Source organism: Methylorubrum extorquens, assembly GCF_024169925.1.
Taxonomy (GTDB): Bacteria; Pseudomonadota; Alphaproteobacteria; order Rhizobiales; family Beijerinckiaceae; genus Methylobacterium; species Methylobacterium extorquens_A.
Genome location: NZ_JALJXF010000001.1, coordinates 3,851,495 through 3,868,347, shown reverse-complemented (window position 1 = coordinate 3,868,347; position 16,853 = coordinate 3,851,495). Strand labels below are relative to the sequence as shown.

The window sequence follows — 16,853 nt, the reverse complement described above, 5'->3', positions numbered from 1 at the left end:
CGGATCAGAACACCTTGCAGAGCACTTCACCGCCGACGTTACGCTCGCGCGCAACGTGATCGGCCATGACGCCCTGCGGGGTCGAGATGATGGTGACGCCGAGGCCGTCGGCGACGCGCGGCAACTCGCCAACCGACGAGTAGACACGGCGGCCGGGCTTCGACACCCGCTTGATCTCCCGGATGACCGGGCGACCGTCGTAGTACTTGAGTTCGATCTGGAACTCGGTGCGGCCGTTGCCGAGGTCCTGCACCGCGTAATCGCGGATGTAGCCCTCGGACTTCAGCACGTCGAGAACCGAGGCGCGCAAGCGCGAGCCGGGGGTCTGGACGACGTTGCGGCGACGGCTCTGGCCGTTGCGGATGCGGGTGAGCATATCACCCACGGGATCGTTCACCATGGATGCCTCCCCTTACCAGCTGGACTTCACGAGGCCGGGGATGAGGCCCCGGTTGCCGAGCTCGCGCAGAGCCACGCGTGAGATGCCGAGCTTGCGGTAGTAGGCCCGCGGACGGCCGGTCATCTCGCAGCGGTTGCGGATGCGGGTGGCCGACGAGTTGCGGGGCAGTTCCGCGAGCTTCAGGCGCGCCTCGAAGCGCTCCTCCATCTCGCGGGACTCGTCGTTGGCGATGGCGAGGAGGGCTTTGCGCTTCTCGGCGAAGCGCTTCACCAGATCCTTGCGGTGGTTGTTCTTCTCGACTGAGCTTTTCTTAGCCATGTCTTTCTCCAGTGTCCGCGTCTAAGCGACGAAAGCCGTCGCTTACTGCCGGAACGGGAACTTGAAATGGGCGAGGAGAGCCTTGGCCTCTTCGTCCGTGGTGGCGCTCGTCTGGACGACGATGTCCATGCCCCAGGTCTGCTCCGCCTTGTCGTAGGAGATTTCCGGGAACACGAGGTGCTCCTTGAGGCCCATGGCGTAGTTGCCACGGCCGTCGAAGGAACGCGGGTTCAGGCCGCGGAAGTCGCGGACGCGCGGCAGCGCGATCGTGACGAGACGATCCATGAACTCGTACATGCGGGCCTTGCGCAGGGTCACCTTGCAGCCGATCGGCATGCCTTCGCGGACCTTGAAGGTCGCGATCGCCTTGCGGGCGCGGGTGATGACCGGCTTCTGGCCGGCGATGAGCGCGAGGTCGCCCGCCGCAACGGTGGCCTTCTTCGAATCCGCGGTGGACTCGCCGACGCCCATGTTGATGACGATCTTCTCGATCTGCGGGACCTGCATCGGGTTCGCGTACCCGAACTGCTCGATCAGCTTCTGCCGCACAACCTCGTCGTAATGCTTACGCAGACGCGGGATGTAGGCGTTCTTGTCGGCCTCAGCCATCGATCTGATCCCCCGTGGTCTTGGCGAAGCGGACCTTGCGGCCGTCTTCGAGGATGCGGAAACCCACGCGGGTCGGCTTGCCGTTCACGTCCTGGAACGCGAGGTTGGAGAGCTGGATCGCAGCCTCCTTGGAGATGATGCCGCCCTCTTCGTTCTGGGTCTGCTTCTGGTGCTTCTTGACCAGGTTGATCCCGCGCACGAAGGCCTTGCCGTCTTTCGGCATGACCTGGGTGACCTCGCCGGAGCGACCCGCGTCGCGACCGGTGAGAACGACGACCGTGTCGCCCTTCTTGATCTTGGCGGCCATCACAGCACCTCAGGAGCGAGCGAGATGATCTTCATGTGGTTGCGCGCGCGCAGCTCGCGCGGCACCGGTCCGAAGATACGGGTGCCGACCGGCTCCTTCTGATTGTTGATCAGAACGGCGGCGTTCTTGTCGAAGCGGATCACCGAACCATCGGCGCGCTTCACGTCCTTGGCGGTGCGCACGACGACCGCCTTCATGACGTCGCCCTTCTTCACGCGGCCGCGCGGGATCGCCTCCTTGACGGAGACGACGATGATGTCGCCGACGCCGGCATACTTGCGCTTCGACCCGCCGAGTACCTTGATGCACATCACGCGGCGCGCACCCGAATTGTCGGCGACGTCCAGATTCGTCTGCATCTGGATCACGGGAGTGACCTTTCCTTGTTTCAGGCGGGTTTCCGCACACGGACGGTATTGCCCGGCGGACGACGCCTGATGGGGATTTGAAGTCCCCGGCTCATGTAAGAGACCGCGCTATCGGCGTTGGAGCGCCGGCGCGGTCACCGCGTACGAAGGGATGCGAGCACCCCAAGGACTGTCGCGAAGGCGTGCCCGATACTACGGACGCGTGCGCTGTGCAAGCCTGAGCCGGGTGAATTCGCGCCGGCCGACCGCTGGAGGGAGGGGCGCACGAAGGATTTTACGGCTGAGCGCCGGTGTCGTCGAAATGCGGCCGGACCGTCGTCCTTCGCCGTCCCTCAGGGATCGAGCCGGGCCGGTCAGCAGCCCTTGCAGATCGAGCCCATGGTCTTGTTCATCTTGGCGTCCCAAGCCTTGTCGCGCGCCTGCGCGGCGCGCTGGGCCTTGAGCATCTGTTCCTGGGAGACGGGCGAGATGTCGCCCTGTGTCAGCGCCGGCGGCGGCGGCTTGGTCTGTCCGGTCGCGGTGACGGTACGGCCGGTCGGAGTGAGCCGATGGTTACCCGCGTCCTGAGCGAGGACGGGAGCGGAGAGCAAGAAGCCGGAAAGCAGGAAGGCGGAGACGGCGATCGGGCAACGCATGACTTCTTATCACTCCCTGGCGCGGGCCGCCGGAACGTGCGGACACGAGGCCGCAGCTCTGCGCGGAGGACGAGGCTGAAAGGGGGTCCCTCGGGGATATCACCGAGGCCACGCGCCCGCCGCACCGTCCGCGCGCCCGGAGACACCTAGGTGGCACCGGACCGAGCCGGTCGCAAGCGGCGCAGCGACCGGGCGGCCACCGCTTCCGTGCGGATGCACACCGTTGTCGGCCCATGCCTGCAACCGGACCGGTCCAGGCGCCGCGCCGAAGCCGTCCCGCTTCGGGGGCGAATCGGCGGCTCTTTTCAGTGCGTCTCGGGGTGAGCGTCGGCCACGGTGTTGGCCTTCGAGTAGTTCGTCCGCGGCCGTCCGGTCGGATCCTCGAAGGAGCCCGCCCACAGGCCGAGACGCTTGCCCCAGGCAACCGTCTCGGCACCGACATAAGCGGCCCGCTGGTTGCGCTCGGCCATGGCGAGGCCCTTCTCCGCCATCCAGGCGCTCAGGTCTTCCTTGTCACGATGGCAGACGGAGAGCGCGCGGCCGTAACTGTCCGTTTCGCGGATCTGGCAGGTGACGGTGGCATCCTTCAGGTGGGCGGCCAGCGCGTTGGCCGAGTGGGCGCCGCAGGCATAGCCGTGGCCCTTGGCGTTGAGGCAGGACTGTTTGAGTCCAGGTGCCGCCACGCCGTAGAGGCCGACGACACGTCCGCTGACGACCAGCGTATCGCCGTTCAGGATCCGCGGCCGACCGCTCACGCTTTCGCTGGCATGGCCCGCGCCGATGTCTCCGACGCCGAATGCGGCGAGGACGATGACGCTAAGACCGAGAAATCCCGTTCGTCTCATCGAAATACCATGGGTTTTCGACGCTCTGCTCGCGGAGGAATCCCCTGAGGAGGCGTCGGCGATTGCTCTGCCGAAGACGCTCACGTGTCTGTCGCTCACGTGATGGACGAAATGCCCGATCCCTCCCGCCCCGAAGGGCTTCGACAGGGGAGCGAGCGTCCGTCGGACGACCTAAAGCATGGCTTATGCCCTTTTCGTGGCCGGTAGCATGCCGCGGCGACATGCCGGTGCCGCGCCCGTCGCCGCAGGTCCCGTTTCAGGTTTCTTAACCAAGAACGGCCGTTCCGACGCACTCGCCAACGCGCATGCCGGCTGCCCCCTGTCGGAACGGCACGCCGGCCCTATCCTTGCCGCGCTGGTAGGCTCGCCTCCCGGTCGCTTGCGCCCACCGGGCGGCGATGCCCCCAAACCGTTCGGCGGGCGCAAGCGTAGAGGCAAGCGTAGAGGGCGGTCCCATTCCGCGCTGCTTGCTGTCCGCCAAGCATCGGATGCCGGCACGCGGAGAGGATGCGCGATCCAGACGGTGCGTCGGGACGCGACCCGTATCCTTGCCGGCGAACGGGATCGTCGCGGCAGACGTTTGCCCGAGCAGGGGTGAGGCGTCGTGCCGACCTCAGGGCGAGGAGGGTCGGACGATGGCGGTGAGCTTGGCGGATCTCGTGCGCGGGGCGGCCGGTGAGGCCCGGCGGCTCGCGGCCGCCTTTCCGGCGCGTGGACGGAAGGACGACTTCCCCTGGGCGGTCATCGCATCCTTTGATGCCGACGTGCGGGGCCATGTCGAGCGCGACCGGCGGATCGAGGATGAGCGCGACCGTGTGCTGATCGCCTCCGTCACCCTGGCCGAGACCTCCGGCGATGCCGACGCGGAGGAGTGGGACCGGGCGCGCCGCCAACTCGTCAGGGCGGTCGATTACCTGGAGGAGACGGTCCTCCGCTTCGGCATCGTCAACCGGGAAGCGGCCAAGCGCGGCTACGGAGCTGCGGGGGACCCAGTGTCATCGCCGCCCGGATGAAGCCGGCCGTCTCCTCCCAGGCCGGCATTAAGCATTGAGAAATCGCGTTCCGGTACGCTAACACTTGCGCAGCAGAGGCTTGACTTGGCGCATCGATGCTACAGCCGATCGAAGCCGGCCTGAGCCGCCCCTGGTACCGGCTCAAGTTTCCGGACGCGCTCGAAGCGCAGTACCGTGCCGAGACCGACCGGCAGTGCGGACGCTACGTGCAGTCCTGGCTCGCTGTCTTCACCCTGTTCAACGTCCTTTCCCTTGTCATGGACCGCGAAGTCTTTGGTCCTGAGGGGTTCGTCGTGCCCCTGGCCATGACGCTCGGCGTCTTCTGCCCGGTGGCGCTGGCGGCGATCGTCTCCCTGCGGGGACGGCCGACGATGGTGCGGATCTCCGCGGCCGTCCTCGCCACGGCGCTCGTCGATATCGTCGTCGTCCTCAACAGCGCCCGTCTCGCGCCCGCCCCGCATGCCGACGTCTACATCATCATCGCCACCATCGTTCCGCTGGTGGTGGGGCTGATCGCGCCGATGCCGTTCCGGCACTGCCTGTGGTTCTGCGGTGCCTCGTTTGCCCTCTATGGCGGCCTCGTTCTGGCGTTCGGACTGTGCAACGCGGAGCGCAACGGCCTGCCCCTGCTGGTTTCCGGGCTGATCCTAGTGCCGCTGAAGCTCTGCTACTCACGGGAATGGGAGGCCCGGAAAACCTTCCTCATCGGCTTACGGGTGAAGCTTCAGGGCGAGGCGCTCGCCCGCGCCAATGCGCGCCTCACGACGCTCTCGGAAACCGACTCGCTCACGGCCCTGTCCAACCGTCGCCACTTCTCGGAGCGCCTGGAGGCGGCATGGGCCCTCGCCGGCGAGCGGGATGCGTGGCTCGGCGTCATCCTCATCGACCTCGATCATTTCAAGCTCCTGAACGACACCGCCGGGCACGCGGAGGGGGACCTTTGCCTTGTGGCGGTGGCGGGGGCGCTACAGGCCTCCATCGCGGCCCGTGGCGGTCTGGCCGCACGCTACGGCGGGGAGGAGTTCGTGGCCCTGTTGCCGGACGCCGAACCGTCCGCGGCGCGGGCGGCCGGTGAGGCGATCCGCGCGGCCGTCACGGATCTCGCCATCCGCCATCCCGGCCTGCCTGCAGGGACGCCGGTCACCGTGAGCGTCGGCACCACCGCCGCGCGGGGGCGGACGCGCGATTTCGGCATTCAGGCCTGCGACCTGTTGAAGGCTGCCGATTTCGCGCTTTATGCGGCCAAGAACGAGGGCCGCAACCGGGTCGAGAGTTTCATGCCCGCCGCGAACGCGAACCGGCAGGCCGGCGCCGAGGCTCGCGCCAGCATCCCCTCCGCCTGAACTCGCTGGCCAGCCGAACAAAACGCGCGCTGCTGCGTCTTCCCGTCCGGGGCCGGCCGAATGTTGCCGGGTGAGAGGAACGACCGACGGATGCTGCTCGACGAGGAACGATGGGCCGGCTTACGCAAGGCTGACGCGCGGGCCGACACACCGTGCGACGCATCGGACGGCCCGCGTCTCCGACGGCTGAGTGCGGGACTCGCGGCGCCCGGCCCCTGGTTCTGGGCCCTCGTCGGCGTCCTGACTCTCCTCGACGCCCTCTGGCTTGCGATCGTCGGGATCGGTGTCGCTTGGACCGGCCTGTTTGCGGTGCTCGGTTCGGTGACCGTCCTGCTCGGGCTTGCCCTCCTGTTCAGTGCCGTCAAGCCGGAGCCCAAGCTGCGGGCCATGGCCCTGTCGAGCGCCTATCTGGCCGCCTTCACCACGGCGGCGGCTGTGCTGCATTATCTGGGAGCCACCCTGGCGCTGCCGTTCGCCGATCCCGCCCTCGCGCGGGTCGAGGCGGCCATGGGCTTCGATTGGCGCGGCTGGGTCGACGGTCTTGCCGCGCATCCGCACCTGTCCTGGTGGCTGGCGCTGGCCTACCATTCCAGCGGGCCTCAGGTTGGGCTCGTCGTCATCGCCTTGAGTGCGGTGTCACGGGTCGCGCGGCTCTGGGCCTATGCCCGCCTGTTCAGCCTCGCGCTGCTCGCCTCCATCGCGGTCTCGGCCTTGTTTCCCGCGATCGGGCCCTACGCCTATTACGAGCCGAACGCCTATCCGCAGGGGCATCTCGAAACGGTCGGAGCCCTCTGGCATCTCGACGCGCTGTATGCCCTGCGCGACGGAACGCTGCCGACGATCGCGCTCTCGGAGATCCGCGGCCTCGTCACCTTCCCCTCGTTCCACGCCTGCCTCGCGGTCCTCACCGCCTGGGCGCTCGCCCCGGTGCCGGTGATCGGACCGCTCGCGCTTCTCCTCAACGCCGCGATCATCGTCGCCACGCTCGGCGCGGGCGGACACTACGGGCCGGACGTGCTGGCCGGGACGCTGATGGGAGTCGTCCTGGTGGCCGCTCACCGGTTCCGGCGACCGTTCTCGCTCGCAGGCGCGGGGTTCTCGCGCAAAACGTTGCCGGGCAGAGGAGTTGGGCCGCTCCCGCGTCCGCGGATGACGGGTTGACGCTTCGGCCGGGATCGGGCGGGCGAACCGGCTTTCAGCGAAGCTGCGGGAGCGTAGGCGCCTCATCCCGCATCGGCGAACAGGTCGAGCTGGGTCGAGGCCGCGGCGCGGCGGCGGGGGCGGCGTGCGACGAAGCGTGGGAGCGCGGTGCCGGGCCTGCCGTAGAGGGCCACGCCGACGATGCGGCTGCGGTCTCCACTCAGCACGATCGACGCGGTGTGCGGACCGGAGCGGGCGACTTCCTCGACGAGCGGTTCCGAGGCCGGAAGTTCGGCCAGCGCGCTCAGCAGATCCGACAGGCCGGCGGCCTCGACGCCCATGACGCGGAAGTCGAAACTCCGGCCGGCCCAGATGTTGCGCGCCGCAGCGGCCCGGGTGGCCGAGAACGGGTTATCGATGATCTCAGTCGCTGGGTCGCGCAGGAACCCCGCGATGCGCTCACGCTCCGGCACGCGATGCGCGCTGGCAAGCAACGCGGAAAGTTCGGGCTTGGTGATCGACACCGGCCAAGGCTTGCATAGCTTGACCGGCCGCGTCGAGCCCGGATGGGCCGAGCGCTGTGGAGAGCGCATTCCGGCGAAGTGGAAACCGGTTCGTCGAAAGAATGCGCTTCAAAACAAGAATCGAGAGACGCCGGCCTGATGCAATCAGGTCGAATACGGCTCTAAAGCTTCGTCCCGAAAGGTGGTCGCCGGCTTTCGGAAAAAGACGATGCACAAACAAGGGGATAGGCCATCGTCCTGGATCCGATATCCAGGACGATGGTCTCGCGACACCAACGTGTTGGATCGCCGGAGTCCAATATCGAGCAGACAGACCACACGCCTTCGTCCTCTGGGGACGTACCATAGCGTGTGGATCGAAAGATCAGCGGCCGGCGGATTTCACAGCCGCGGAGACGAGGTTCTTGGTGGAGGGCGCAGCCGCGATCACCTTCGTGGCCGACTTCTTCGGCTTCTTCGTTTCGCGGTTGCCGCGTTTCTTCTCGGTGGCCATGTCGATGGCTCCTTCGGGTTCACGTGCGGTAGAAAGGCGTGCCGCGGCTAGTGAGAAGCCTTCACCGAGACCGCCATCGGAAGATTTCCCGGCCAGTAGCGAGCGATGAAGCGCGTCCTGTCCCAAAGTTCGATGGGATGATCGTTGAGGAGCGCCAAGGCATGCGCCTTCGCTTCGGGGTCGGTCCTGGCGCGAATAAAGCGTCCGGGCCCTTCGGCACCGGTGCTTCCGACATCATAGAGACGATAGGACGACGACGCGCCGCCGTGTTCGCTCATTTGAATAAGATTGGTCATGATCTCCGCCTGTGTGATCCAGGCGGGGACACATATGTCCTCAGCCATCGGAGCCTGAGGATTGCTCTTCCGATGGTGAGATCATCCTGCGCTTTTGAGGCACATAAAGATAGTCCTGTGTGAGCCGCCGAAAAAATTTGCCGAAGTCCTGAGTTTTACGGCGAAATAGCTTCGAATTCCGGCCTCTGGCCGTGTCTTGCGGGTGTTCGATCCAGCCCTCTGAGGTCCGGTGCCGATCCGCCATCGCGACAACCGGAACGCATCGTCCCGCCTCCTGTTCTCTCGCCGAGAGGGCGCGCTCACCGCCGCGCCGATGGGAGGGCCGCCGCCGATGCCGGACAAGCTTAAGAGAACCCTGCTCGGCGCCGTCATCGCCGTGGCGCTCGCCGCGGCCGTCTCCTACGGGCTCATCAGCCAACAGACCGCCGACAAGCTTCAGACCGAGGCCAACCAAACCCTCAACGAGGGACAGCCGGGAAGCCCGCCACAACAGCAGCCGACGCCGTCTCCCGAGGCCCAGAATTCCGGCAATCCGCAGCCGAACCCCGCTCCTGCCGCCCGTTGAAGCGGATCATTCGGCCCGCGCAGCCCTTCAGGATGCGGCCCATCGTGCCGGGGCGGATCCCGTGAAAGCTCAATCCACCTCGCCGCCCGAATGAAGGACATGGAGCCTGACAGCCCGGACGCATCCTCAACGCGACCGTTTGACGTGGCTTGACCGGTTTGCTCTCTACGGCATCCCGAACAATGCCTAGGATGGTTCGATGCCGCGTCTTCTACCCCTGATCCTCGCTGCGGCGATGGCTCCCTTGGGCATCGCACAAGCCGATGAACTGACCATCGAAGGCGTCGGGATCAGTCGCGATGTCGACTGTCACGGGAAGGACGTAGGGGTCTATGGCGCGGAGAATGAGATCGCGCTGACCGGACGATGCGGGCTCATCTCCGTGCACGGGTCGAAGCACAAGGTGAGTTTCGAAGAGGGACGGGCGCTCTTCGTCTCCGGTATGGACAACACGGTGCAGGGCGGCCGGGCCCAGGATGTGACCGTCAGTGTGACGCAGAACATCGTCACGGCGACGCTGGGCGGCGGCAGCCCCCCCGGTAAACTGGATACGTCGGGTGCCAACAATCGCGTCTCGCTCGTCCTCGCCGGACCCACGCAGCTACAGGTGAACGGCGCGGACCATGTCGTGGAGTGGACGCGCAGCGAGGGCGCCCCGAACCCCGAAGTGACGGCATCCGGAGCCAAGAACGTCATCAAGCGGAAGCCGTAGGGCGCCTCGTTGCGGAGGCCGTAGGGGGACGGTCGATCCCGGTGTTCGGCACCAATCGCCGCTCTCGGCCGTTATCCCTGTGAAGCGCGGCTTACCGTCGGCGCACCGATTCCAGGAGCCAACTCCATGAAGCGGCTATTGCTCGCCTCTGCCCTCGTTCTGTCCCCGCTCGCTCTGTCCGCGACAGCCCAGGCTCAAGGGACCATTCGCGGCGCCGAACGCGGCGTCGAAGACGGCAACCGTGCCGCCGGCCCGGTCGGCGGTGTCGTGGGCGGTGCTGTCGGGGCCGCGACCGGCACCGTCGGCGGTGTGCTCGGGGTCGATCCCGATCCACGCCGCGAGGAGCGTATCGAGCGGCGCGAAGAGCGGACCGTCCGTGAGCGTCCGGCCCGGTAATTGAGGTTGAGCGTGTCGGGGGCGATGCCGCTCCCGACCCTTCTCGGATGCCTTCAGGGCGCCGAGACCACCTGTGTGTCAGTCTCCTTCTGACACGATTTGCAATTCCAAATTCTTGGTGCGGACGGCGGGACTCGAACCCGCACAGCCTTGCGGCCGCAAGATTTTAAGTCTCGTGCGTCTACCGGTTTCGCCACGTCCGCATCGGTGCAGCGGTAGCGGTCCGGTGAGGCCAGATCAAGCGGGTGGGTGCCAGCCGTAGACCCAGGCGTAACGCGCGCTCATGCCCTCGGGGCCGGTGCGGCGCATCACCGTGTCCCGGGCAAAGCCGATCAGCCGGCCGGCATGGTAGAAGCGCCCGTTGCGGCGAGCGGCCCGCTGCACCGCGCGAACGCGGGACTGGCGTGCCGCAGCGTAGGCTGCCAACGCTTCGGGCACGCTCGCCGGGCCGGACAGGCTCGCCGCTAGAACCGCGGCATCCTCGATGGCGAGCGCCGCGCCCTGGGCCAGGAATGGCAGCACCGGGTGGGCGGCATCGCCCAGAAGCGCAATCCGGCCCCGTGCCATCGGCCGCACCGCCGGTCGGTCCACCAGCGACCACACCACCCAGCTATCGGGCAGGGTCAGCAGCTCCGTCAGCGGCGGCGCCGCGTCGGGAAAATGGTCGCGCAGGACGGCCGGGTCGCCGATCCGGCCCCAATCCTCGTCACCCTCGCGCTCGGGGACGATCGCCACGACGTTGAGCCGCTTGCCGCCGTTGATCGGATAATGGACGACATGGCGCCGGTGCCCGAGCCAGAGCCCCGTCTCGGCGCCCTGAAGTGCCTCCGGCGCGGCTTCACGCGGGATCACCGCCCGCCACGCCGCTTGGCGGTGGAGCCGCAGCGGGCGTGTGTCGAAATGCTGCCGCAGGCTGGAGCGCACCCCGTCGGCGCCGATGACGAGGTCGGCGTTCAGGGTCTCGGTGCGGTCGCCGTCGATGCTGCGCACCGTCAGGCTGACGCCGTCCCCGGTCTCGCCCAGGCCCGAGATCTCGCGCCCGACGCAGAGGCGGATGCCGGGGCGCCCACGCACGGCATCGAGCAAGATCGTCTGCAGGTCGGCGCGATGCAGGACGTAGTAGGGTGCGCCGTGACGCTCGCGGATACTCGCGCCGAGGCGGATGCCGCCGACGACGCGGCCGGTGGTCAGCGCGCGCACGGTGACGCCCGGCGGCTCGTCACTCGCCCGGCGCAGGGCCGCGCCGAGCCCGAGACCGATCAGCACCGCGCTGGCGTTCGGCGAGAGCTGGAGGCCGGCGCCGACCTCGGAGAACCCGGTGCGACGCTCGATCAGCGTGACGGCATGGCCGGCCGCGGCGAGCGACAGCGCGGCGGTGAGCCCGCCGATCCCGGCGCCGACGATGACGATGGAGAGCGCCGCCACGGACGGCCCGGTCCGGTCAGGCCGCCTTGGACGTCTTTTCCGGCGTCTCGTCGTGCCACACGCACCCGGCCGGCTCCGCCGTTCCCGGCTTCAGCTTCGGGTCGTAGCGGAACAGGGTCGAGCAGTACTGGCAGATGATCTCGGTCTCGCTGCCCATGTCGAGGAAGACGTGCGGATGATCGAAGGGCGGCAGCGCCCCGATGCACATAAATTCCTTCGAGCCCACCGCGATCACGGTCACGCCGGCCTGATTGTGGAAGTGGGGAACCGCCTTGTCAGCCATTGCACGTCCCTGAAACGGAGGCCGTGGTCTAGCGCGTTCGGGGCCGCACGCCTAGGGTCCCGCTTCGACCTGCCGACGGTCTGAACGACCCGCGCCTGCGAGGCGGCGGCCATTCGCGGGAGGCGCGGGCCCGATGCGGTATTCTCTTGTTCGCGTTGCCGAAGCGTCCGATCGGCAGGTCTACCATGCCATTCGCCGCTCCTCGTTGTGGGAGGAAAGGGGACGGGTTGGTTATGACGATGCCCGGCCTGAGGAGCTTTTTCCGAATCACCACGCTCTGCTCTTGATGCGGGATGAGGCGGGCATCGGCACCACGCGCCTCGACGACCTCGGGAACGGGACAGGGATCGTCAGGCTCGTGGCCATCACGGCCCCCCTTCGCAGGAACGGGCATGGCTGCGTGCTCGACGCGATGGTGGAGGATTACGCGAGAGCGCTTGGCCTCGGCAGGCTGTTCGTCAGCGCGGCGTCGGATGCCGAAGGGTTCTATTCGTCGACGGGATGGATACGACTGACGAGGGATGCGCCGGTCCTCCTCGGACAAGCCGAGGGCTTTGTGCCGATGACGAAACGCATCGTTCGACAAGGTACGCTGATTTGATGTGACTCCCGATTGGCCGCCCCGCTAGCTCGGTCCGGAACGAACCAAGGTGCGGTCGGGCCAATCAAACAGCGCCAAAGGCATTCATGCTCGGGCGCGCTCGGGTTGGCGCCGGCCCTGGGGCGGCGTAAGACGAGGGCATCCGCCTCGAACGTCCCTCGCTAAGCGCCCGATCCCCATGAGCCGTGAAGAGCAAGCCGTCGCCGAAGGCGGGCGCCGCGCCCCGGAGCCGCCGATCCACGGGCCGGAGGGGTTCGAGGGGATGCGCCGCGCCGGCCGCCTGACCGCGGAGGCGCTCGATCTCCTGGTCGAGGCCGCCCAGCCCGGCGTGACCACGGAGCATCTCGACCGGCTCGCCTTCGAGTTCGGCATGGATCACGGCGCCTATCCGGCCTCGCTGTTCTACCGCGGCTACCGCAAGTCGATCTGCACCTCGATCAACCACGTCGTCTGCCACGGCATCCCCAACGACAAGCCCCTGCGCGAGGGCGACATCGTCAACCTCGATTGCTGCCTGATCCTCGACGGCTGGCACGGGGATTCGAGCCGCATGGCCTATATCGGCGAGGTGCCGCGCAAGGCGCAGCGCCTGTGCGAGATCACCTACGAGGCGCTGATGCGCGGCATCCGCGCGGTGAAGCCGGGCGGCTCCACCAACGACATCGGCCGCGCAATCCAGACCTACGCCGAGGCCGAGCGCTGCGCGGTGGTGCGTGATTTCTGCGGTCACGGTCTGGGCCGCGTCTATCACGACGCGCCGACCATCCTGCACTACGTCGAGGCGAGCTACGACGTGCCGCTCAAGGCCGGGCAATTCTTCACCATCGAGCCGATGATCAATCTCGGGCGCCCGGCGGTGAAGGTGCTCTCCGACGGCTGGACCGCCGTGACCCGCGACCGCTCCCTCTCGGCGCAGTTCGAGCATACGGTGGCGGTGACGGAAGACGGCTACGAGATCTTTACCCTCTCGCCCAAGGGCCTCGACCAGCCCAAGCCGCACGGTCTCGATCCGCACGGCGCGCAGGCCGACTGACGGCCCGCCGGGAGATGGCCCGCCGGACGGCCGAACCGCCTGCTCTACCGGGCTTTGCCGAGGCGGCCGCTCCCGCGCCCGCCGAGGAGGCGCCGCACTATCACGGCCACCGCGAGCGCCTGCGCGCCCGCTTCGCGCAAGTCGGTGCCGAGGCGTTGGCCGATTACGAACTGCTCGAACTCACCTTGTTCCGCTCGATTCCGCGGCGGGACGTGAAGCCGCTCGCCAAGGCTCTGATCCACCGGTTCGGCTCGTTCGCCGAGGTCGTCAGCGCCGAGCCTGCCCGGCTCTTGGAGGTGGAGGGTGTCAGCGCCGGCGTCGCCGCCGACCTGAAACTCATCGAGGCCGCCGGCCGGCGGCTGGCCCGTGGCGCCATCGCCGCCCGCCCGCTGCTCTCTTCGTGGAGCGCCCTCATCGAGTATCTTCGCTCCACCATGGCCTTTTCAGGCCGCGAAGAGTTCCGGGTGCTGTTCCTCGACCGGCGCAACCACCTCCTCGCCGACGAGGTGCAGGGCCGCGGCACCGTGGATCATACGCCGGTCTACCCCCGCGAGGTGGCGCGCCGGGCGCTCGAACTCGCCTCCACCGCGATCATCCTCGCCCACAACCATCCGTCCGGCGATCCGACGCCCTCGAAGGCCGACATCCGCATGACGCGGGAGATCGTCTCGGCACTCGGTCCCCTCGGTATCGTGGTGCACGACCACGTCATCCTTGGCCGTGACGGTCATGCGAGCCTCAAAGCGCTCAAGCTGATCTGAGGCGTCCGAGGGCTCGGGTGTGCCCGTAGAAATTTCCCTGACGGGTTGCACAAACCTTCAGCGGAGCGTCGCTTCCAGGGATAGGCTTGCGCGGGTCGTCCGCTACATCGATCAGAGGGTCGCCCCGTGTCGCTCGCATCGACGAGGGCGCAAGGCGATCTCCTGCCCGCGGCGCCTCGTGCCGCGGCAGCCGGGGAAGAGACAGTTTCAGGGCTGGCAGGCGACCCGCCGCGTGGCCTGCCTCTTGCTCCGGCAGGACGAGACATCAAGGGGAATCGCGCGGATGGCGCACACGGCGTTCGATGAGATGAACGGGGGCGGGGCAGGCCAGCTGGAGCCGGCGGCCGTGCGCGAGGCCTACGACATCCTCAAGGCCTGGCTCGACAAGACGCCGCCGGAGCATTTCAACACCCGCCGCAGCCAGGCCGAGATGCTGTTCCGACGCATCGGCATCACCTTCGCGGTCTACGGCGCCAACGAATCGACCGAGCGGCTGATCCCGTTCGACATCATCCCGCGGGTGCTGACGAAGCCCGAGTGGGACTTCCTGGAGCGCGGCCTCAAGCAGCGGGTGACGGCGCTGAACGCCTTCATCAACGACATTTACGGCGCCGAGGAATGCATCAAGGCCGGGATCATCCCGCCCGACCTCGTCTACCGCAACCCGCATTACCGCATGGAGATGCGTGCCTTCGACGTGCCGCACGACCTCTACGTCCACATCGCCGGCATCGACATCGTGCGGACCGGCGAGAACGACTTCTTCGTGCTGGAAGACAACGCCCGCACGCCGTCCGGCGTCTCCTACATGCTGGAGAACCGCGAGGTGATGATGCGGCTCTTCCCCGAGCTGTTCTCGCGTCACCGCGTCGCCCCGGTCGAGAACTATCCCGACGCCCTGCTCGCGACCCTGCGCAGCTTGGCTCCGGCTTCCGCGACGCGCGACCCGACGGTCGTGCTGCTGACACCCGGCCGCTACAACTCGGCTTTCTACGAGCACTCGTTCCTGGCCGACAAACTCGGCGTCGAGCTGGTGGAGGCGGGCGACCTCTTCACGAAGGACGAGGTCGTCTACATGCGCACGACCGAGGGGCCACGGCGCGTCGACGTGATCTACCGCCGCCTCGACGACGATTTCCTCGATCCGCTGGTGTTCCGGCCGGATTCGGTGCTCGGCGTGCCGGGGCTGATGAACGCGTACGAGCGGGGCAATGTCACGCTGTCGAACGCGGTCGGCACCGGCATCTCGGACGACAAGGCCGTCTACAGCTACATGCCGGAAATCGTGAAATTCTTCACCGGCGAAGACCCGATCCTGCACAACGTGCCGACCCATCGCTGCCGGGAGAAGGACGCCTTCTCCTACGTCATGGACAACTTGAAGGACCTCGTGGTGAAGGAGGTCAACGGCTCGGGCGGCTACGGCATGCTGGTGGGCCCGCACGCGACGCGGCGCGAGATCGACGAGTTCGCCAAGAAGCTGCGGCACGCGCCCGACAACTTCATCGCTCAGCCAACGCTCTCGCTCTCCACTTGCCCGACCTTCGTCGCCTCCGGCGTCGCCCCGCGCCACGTCGATCTGCGCCCCTTCGTGCTGGCCGGCGCCGACGAGATCCGCATCGTGCCCGGTGGCCTGACGCGGGTTGCGCTGAAAGAGGGCTCGCTCGTTGTCAATTCGAGCCAGGGTGGCGGCACCAAGGATACCTGGGTGCTCGATGCCTGAGCGCTTCGCCCGATTCTTAAACAATCTTCAGGCGGGCCGGGCAGCGTCGGTGATGAAACACCGCGCATCTGCCGTCCCGGTCGCCAACGCGCCCGCGAGCTGACGCCATGCTGTCCCGGACTGCCGACAACCTCTACTGGCTCTCGCGCTACGCCGAGCGAGCGGATTTTCTGGCCCGCATCCTCGACGCGGCCCTGCGGCTCGCCGCCCTGCCGTCGAGCTACGGCGGGCGCACCTCGAACGAGTGGGCCTCCGCCCTGTCCTCGGCGGGCGATCCCGAGCTGTTCAAGACCCTCTACGATTCGGTCAACGAACACACGGTCTGCAACTTCCTCGCCTTCTCGCCCCACAACCCGTCCTCGATCCGCTCCTGCATCGCCACGGCGCGGGAGAACGCCCGCTCGATCCGCACGGCGCTCACCACCGAGATGTGGGACACGATCAACGGCGCCTATCTCGAACTGCGTTCCTACGAGGGGCGCGACCTCTCGCGCGACGAGTTCACGCAATTCCTCGACTGGGTGAAGCGGGTCTCGCTGACCTTCGACGGCTCGGCCTACCGGACGATGCTGCGCAACGACGCCTACTGGTTCACCCGTACCGGCACGGCGATCGAGCGGGCGGACAACACCGCGCGTATCCTCGACGTGAAGTACCAGATCCTGCTGCCGGCCTCGGAGCGGGTCGGCGGCTCGCTCGACTACTTCCAGTGGACGACGATCCTGCGCGAGGTCTCGGCCTTCAACGCCTATCACTGGGTCTACCGCGAGAGCATCAAGCCGGTGCTCGTCGCCGACCTGCTGATCCTCAACCCCGAGATGCCGCGTTCGCTCGCGAGCTGCTACCGGATGCTGGTGGAGCACCTCGATCTGATCGCCGACGCCTACGGTCGCCGCGGCGAGAGCCAGCGTCTGGCGAGCAACCTGCGGGCCAAGCTCCGCAGCGCCGACATCGAGCGCATCTTCGCCTCCGGCCTGCACGAGTTCATCCAGGGCTTCATCGTCGAGAACAACAGTCTCGGCGCGGCCATCAGCGATCAATATCTGGTGTGAGGGAAACCGGC

23 protein-coding genes and 1 tRNA gene are annotated in these 16,853 nt (G+C 67.4%); 11 read left to right on the top strand and 13 right to left on the bottom strand.

The features are described from left to right. Positions 1-4 precede the first annotated feature (4 nt). The 7 genes from rpsH to J2W78_RS18045 all read right to left on the bottom strand — a co-directional run bounded on the left by rpsH (position 5) and on the right by J2W78_RS18045 (position 3,482). Positions 5-400 carry a 30S ribosomal protein S8 gene (rpsH, locus tag J2W78_RS18075; RefSeq protein ID WP_003597138.1) on the bottom strand — a complete coding sequence of 132 codons (396 nt, stop codon included), beginning with the start codon at positions 398-400 and terminating at the stop codon, positions 5-7. A gap of 12 nt (positions 401-412) precedes the next feature. Continuing rightward, a complete protein-coding gene (gene rpsN / locus J2W78_RS18070; protein WP_003597141.1) occupies positions 413-718 on the bottom strand; it encodes a 30S ribosomal protein S14 in 306 nt (101 codons plus the stop codon). Positions 719-760: 42 nt separating this feature from the next. After that, a complete protein-coding gene (gene rplE / locus J2W78_RS18065) occupies positions 761-1,327 on the bottom strand; it encodes a 50S ribosomal protein L5 (protein ID WP_003597142.1) in 567 nt (188 codons plus the stop codon). Then, positions 1,320-1,634: a 50S ribosomal protein L24 gene (gene rplX, locus J2W78_RS18060; protein ID WP_253372751.1), complete on the bottom strand. Its 315-nt coding sequence runs from the start codon at positions 1,632-1,634 to the stop codon at positions 1,320-1,322. The genes rplE and rplX overlap by 8 nt, the downstream gene beginning before the upstream one ends. Beyond that, complete coding sequence (rplN, locus tag J2W78_RS18055) at positions 1,634-2,002, bottom strand: 50S ribosomal protein L14 (RefSeq protein WP_012253654.1); 369 nt, start codon at positions 2,000-2,002, stop codon at positions 1,634-1,636. The genes rplX and rplN overlap by 1 nt, the downstream gene beginning before the upstream one ends. Before the next feature lie 353 nt (positions 2,003-2,355). Next, positions 2,356-2,637 carry a hypothetical protein gene (locus J2W78_RS18050; protein ID WP_253372749.1) on the bottom strand — a complete coding sequence of 94 codons (282 nt, stop codon included), beginning with the start codon at positions 2,635-2,637 and terminating at the stop codon, positions 2,356-2,358. Positions 2,638-2,942: 305 nt separating this feature from the next. Then, positions 2,943-3,482 (bottom strand): thermonuclease family protein, encoded by a 540-nt coding sequence (locus J2W78_RS18045; protein ID WP_253372747.1) that lies wholly within the window; start codon positions 3,480-3,482, stop codon positions 2,943-2,945. Between the two features lie 635 nt (positions 3,483-4,117). Here J2W78_RS18045 and J2W78_RS18040 point away from each other — a divergent pair. From J2W78_RS18040 to J2W78_RS18030, 3 genes are all read left to right on the top strand, one after another. Continuing rightward, positions 4,118-4,495: a hypothetical protein gene (locus tag J2W78_RS18040; RefSeq protein ID WP_253372745.1), complete on the top strand. Its 378-nt coding sequence runs from the start codon at positions 4,118-4,120 to the stop codon at positions 4,493-4,495. A 95-nt stretch (positions 4,496-4,590) separates the two neighbouring features. Then, on the top strand, positions 4,591-5,838 hold the full coding sequence (locus J2W78_RS18035; protein ID WP_253372743.1) for a GGDEF domain-containing protein: 1,248 nt from the start codon (positions 4,591-4,593) through the stop codon (positions 5,836-5,838). Between the two features lie 90 nt (positions 5,839-5,928). Next, positions 5,929-6,999 (top strand): phosphatase PAP2 family protein, encoded by a 1,071-nt coding sequence (locus J2W78_RS18030; protein ID WP_253372741.1) that lies wholly within the window; start codon positions 5,929-5,931, stop codon positions 6,997-6,999. A gap of 62 nt (positions 7,000-7,061) precedes the next feature. On the opposite strand, the gene J2W78_RS18025 is transcribed toward J2W78_RS18030, so the two are convergent. From J2W78_RS18025 to J2W78_RS18020, 3 genes are all read right to left on the bottom strand, one after another. Continuing rightward, the gene (locus J2W78_RS18025) at positions 7,062-7,502 is read right to left on the bottom strand and encodes a hypothetical protein (protein WP_253372739.1); all 441 of its coding nucleotides are present in this window, start codon (positions 7,500-7,502) and stop codon (positions 7,062-7,064) included. Between the two features lie 364 nt (positions 7,503-7,866). After that, entirely contained in the window at positions 7,867-7,995 is a 129-nt protein-coding gene (locus J2W78_RS24775; protein WP_301288606.1) for a hypothetical protein, read from the bottom strand. Between the two features lie 47 nt (positions 7,996-8,042). Continuing rightward, on the bottom strand, positions 8,043-8,291 hold the full coding sequence (locus J2W78_RS18020; RefSeq protein ID WP_253372737.1) for a hypothetical protein: 249 nt from the start codon (positions 8,289-8,291) through the stop codon (positions 8,043-8,045). 331 nt (positions 8,292-8,622) lie between these two features. Between J2W78_RS18020 and J2W78_RS18015 the strand changes: the two genes are divergently transcribed. From J2W78_RS18015 to J2W78_RS18005, 3 genes are all read left to right on the top strand, one after another. Continuing rightward, complete coding sequence (locus J2W78_RS18015; protein ID WP_253372736.1) at positions 8,623-8,856, top strand: hypothetical protein; 234 nt, start codon at positions 8,623-8,625, stop codon at positions 8,854-8,856. 199 nt (positions 8,857-9,055) lie between these two features. Further along, positions 9,056-9,568 carry a DUF3060 domain-containing protein gene (locus J2W78_RS18010; protein WP_253372734.1) on the top strand — a complete coding sequence of 171 codons (513 nt, stop codon included), beginning with the start codon at positions 9,056-9,058 and terminating at the stop codon, positions 9,566-9,568. A gap of 126 nt (positions 9,569-9,694) precedes the next feature. After that, entirely contained in the window at positions 9,695-9,964 is a 270-nt protein-coding gene (locus J2W78_RS18005; RefSeq protein ID WP_253372732.1) for a hypothetical protein, read from the top strand. A gap of 116 nt (positions 9,965-10,080) precedes the next feature. Here J2W78_RS18005 and J2W78_RS18000 read toward each other — a convergent pair. The 3 genes from J2W78_RS18000 to J2W78_RS17990 form a co-directional block, all read right to left on the bottom strand. Next, positions 10,081-10,167 (bottom strand) — tRNA-Leu (locus tag J2W78_RS18000). A gap of 34 nt (positions 10,168-10,201) precedes the next feature. Next, entirely contained in the window at positions 10,202-11,389 is a 1,188-nt protein-coding gene (locus J2W78_RS17995) for an FAD-dependent oxidoreductase (protein ID WP_253372730.1), read from the bottom strand. A 16-nt stretch (positions 11,390-11,405) separates the two neighbouring features. Then, positions 11,406-11,672 (bottom strand): zinc-finger domain-containing protein, encoded by a 267-nt coding sequence (locus J2W78_RS17990; RefSeq protein WP_253372728.1) that lies wholly within the window; start codon positions 11,670-11,672, stop codon positions 11,406-11,408. Between the two features lie 133 nt (positions 11,673-11,805). On the opposite strand from J2W78_RS17990, the gene J2W78_RS17985 reads away from it, so the two are divergent. The 5 genes from J2W78_RS17985 (at position 11,806) to J2W78_RS17965 (ending at position 16,842) form a co-directional block, all read left to right on the top strand. Beyond that, the gene (locus J2W78_RS17985; protein WP_253372726.1) at positions 11,806-12,273 is read left to right on the top strand and encodes a GNAT family N-acetyltransferase; all 468 of its coding nucleotides are present in this window, start codon (positions 11,806-11,808) and stop codon (positions 12,271-12,273) included. A gap of 178 nt (positions 12,274-12,451) precedes the next feature. Then, entirely contained in the window at positions 12,452-13,306 is an 855-nt protein-coding gene (map, locus tag J2W78_RS17980; RefSeq protein ID WP_253372724.1) for a type I methionyl aminopeptidase, read from the top strand. A 14-nt stretch (positions 13,307-13,320) separates the two neighbouring features. After that, positions 13,321-14,067, top strand: coding sequence for a RadC family protein (gene radC / locus J2W78_RS17975; RefSeq protein WP_253372722.1), 747 nt, complete (start codon positions 13,321-13,323; stop codon positions 14,065-14,067). A 283-nt stretch (positions 14,068-14,350) separates the two neighbouring features. After that, entirely contained in the window at positions 14,351-15,790 is a 1,440-nt protein-coding gene (locus J2W78_RS17970) for a circularly permuted type 2 ATP-grasp protein (protein WP_253372720.1), read from the top strand. Positions 15,791-15,897: 107 nt separating this feature from the next. Further along, positions 15,898-16,842 (top strand): alpha-E domain-containing protein, encoded by a 945-nt coding sequence (locus tag J2W78_RS17965; RefSeq protein WP_253372718.1) that lies wholly within the window; start codon positions 15,898-15,900, stop codon positions 16,840-16,842. The last annotated feature ends 11 nt before the right edge of the window (positions 16,843-16,853 follow it).